We start from the raw sequence: 2,760 nt of genomic DNA, 5'->3' as shown, positions 1-2,760 counted from the left end.
AAGTCGCAGATACTCTCCATCAACATGGCGAACAACCCTTCACGGCTCTACAAGGAGGTGTGGATAGGCTTGGGCGGCACGCAGTCGGCGGTCTATGCCACGGAGGTCAGCGCGGAAGAGTATCTGGTGCGCCCGTAAAGGGAATTTGACGAATGTCGCTTTGGCAAGCGACTGGGCAAGTGTTTAAAATGCCCATTAACAACCGCTAACCGGAGGGGAAAACCCCACAAGGGAACATAGCACGTTGGTAAAGCCATAAGTCAGCCAACTGTCAGGCTGCGACCGAATGGCAAGTTAAAATGATAGATATGAGGATAAAGCCTGCATTGGTTGAACGATAGTCCGAGCAGTCGTATCCTTGGGCAATGACGGAAGACAGTTGAATAATTCTTCGGAATTATACCGTTATGTTGCGGTACTACACTGATGACACGTAGCAGGAGTAGCATAAACTTACCGCAAGGCAACTACCATAAGTAGTAAAGGACGAAAGTCGTATCCGACAATCTATCGAGCCAAATAGTCGTCAAATTTCTAAACGGGGATTGCCTAAACCGGAAAGCCAGTTGTAGGGCTATGGGGTCTGCCCCTGAATATCCGGCATGGCAACGGAGCTTCCATAGTAGTCTGAGCAGGGTAACGCCCTGTACATGGCGAAGGGGAGCAGCTAATTAAGTTTAACAATTTAAAGGAAGATGTGAGAGACATGAGAAATCCAGAAAATGTGTTGAACAGTCTGAGTAAACACAGCGGTAACTTGAACTATAAGTTTGAGCGGCTGTATAGAGTGCTGTTTAACGAGGAAATGTTTTATGTAGCCTATCAGAATATTTACAGCAAGACAGGCAACATGACGGCAGGAGCCGATGGTAAAACCATTGACGGAATGAGTATTGACCGAGTTGAACAACTGATTGGCAGTCTTAAAAATGAGACTTATCAGCCTAATCCGTCCAAAAGGACGTACATACCTAAGAAAAACGGGAAAAAACGTCCGCTTGGCATACCCTCTTTTGATGATAAGCTGGTACAGGAAGTAGTCAGAATGATACTTGAAGCAATCTATGAAGGTAGTTTTGAACATACTTCACATGGGTTTCGTCCCAAACGAAGTTGTCATACTGCTCTTATAGATATACAAAAGACATTCACTGCCGTGAAATGGTTTATTGAAGGCGATATTAAAGGATTCTTCGACAATATCAATCATGACGTACTGATTAATATTCTTCGGGAACGTATCGCCGACGAGAGATTTTTGCGGCTTATCAGAAAATTCCTGAATGCCGGATATGTGGAAGACTGGGTATTTCATAGAACGTACAGTGGAACTCCGCAAGGCGGGATTATCAGCCCAATACTGGCTAACATCTACCTTGACAAGTTCGACAAGTACATCAAGGAATACATCAATCGGTTCAATAAAGGGGTAACAAGAAAAGGCGACGCTCGATACAAGCTCTACGAACAGCGAAGATACCGACTGGCAAAGAAACTAAAGAATGAGAAAGATGTAAAGGTAAGGAAACAGATGACCGCCGAAATTAAGCGGCTACGAGAAGAACGGAACAACTATCCGGCACGTAATGAAATGGACAGCAGTATCAAACGGTTAAAATACGTGAGATACGCAGATGACTTTCTGATTGGAATTACCGGTAATCTTGAAGACTGCAAAACAGTAAAAGAGGATATTAAGAATTATTTGAATGAAGCTCTTAAACTGGAACTGTCAGACGAAAAGACACTGATAACCAATGCGCAGAAACCAGCGAAATTTCTCGGATATGACGTATTTATACGTAGGTGTAACGATTTACGTAAGGATAAGTACGGTAAAACGGTTCGTGCATTCGGACACAAGCCTGTATTGTACCTGAATTTTGAAACGATGCGGAAGAAACTCTTTGATTATAAAGCCGCAAGAATCGCGGTCGTCAATGGCAAAGAGGTTTGGAAATCCATCGTCAGAACGTACATGCTGAACTTGGATGACTTGGAAATAGTCAGTCAGTTCAATGCCGAAATCCGAGGGTTCTATAATTACTACTCAATAGCCAATAACAGCTATGTCATCAATTCTTTCTATCACATTATGTCATACAGCATGTATAAGGTATTTGCGAACAAATACAAATCATCTGTAAAGAAAATACTTCTGAAATATAAAAAGAACAAGGTTTTCCAAGTGGCATATGAAAATAGCAAGGGTAAGACACTTTACCAATCATTTTATCATGATGGTTTCAAACGCAAAAAGGTTGCAGGGAATATTTACTGTGACACTATTCCACGGACAGTTTCCATAACAGGTGGACGTAACAGCCTTATGGAAAGGCTGAAGCTCCAAGTTTGCGAATTATGCGGTGCTACCGATAAACTCGAAATGCATCACGTTCGCAAACTTAAAGACCTGAAAGGTAAATCCGACTGGGAAAAGAAAATGATAGCTCGAAGACGAAAAACTTTGGCTGTCTGCTCAAAGTGTCATGCAAAAATAGACCCCGACCGAAGAATCAGACTGAATTAATTAGTGGAGAGCCGGATACAGGGAGACTTGTAAGTCCGGTTCGGAGGCGAGTACTCGGAAACCTACCATAGAAATATGACAAGGCGCTGGGTGCTTAGCCTACGCGTACACCACCGAGGAAACGGAAAAAGTGGAGGTTTACCGTCTGGCGGAGAAGCTGGGCGACGACATCGAAGCCGCCATCCGGCAGCTTGCCGAAAGGCGGAGAAACAAGGAATAACTAAAAAACA

General features: G+C 43.4%; 1 protein-coding gene and 1 pseudogene. Both read left to right on the top strand.

Going from position 1 to position 2,760, the window contains the following annotated elements; genetic code table 11:
* A pseudogene (locus tag HPS54_RS12730) lies at positions 1 to 126 on the top strand (TraG/VirB4 family ATPase); the annotation flags it as partial.
* Between the two features lie 580 nt (positions 127 to 706).
* On the top strand, positions 707 to 2,530 hold the full coding sequence (locus HPS54_RS12725) for a reverse transcriptase/maturase family protein (protein ID WP_005680466.1): 1,824 nt from the start codon (positions 707 to 709) through the stop codon (positions 2,528 to 2,530).
* The last annotated feature ends 230 nt before the right edge of the window (positions 2,531 to 2,760 follow it).

Source organism: Xylanibacter caecicola, assembly GCF_013166515.1.
Classification (GTDB): domain Bacteria; phylum Bacteroidota; class Bacteroidia; order Bacteroidales; family Bacteroidaceae; genus Prevotella; species Prevotella caecicola.
The sequence above is the reverse complement of the archived record's forward strand: the minus strand, read 5'-3'. Positions and strand labels throughout refer to the sequence as shown.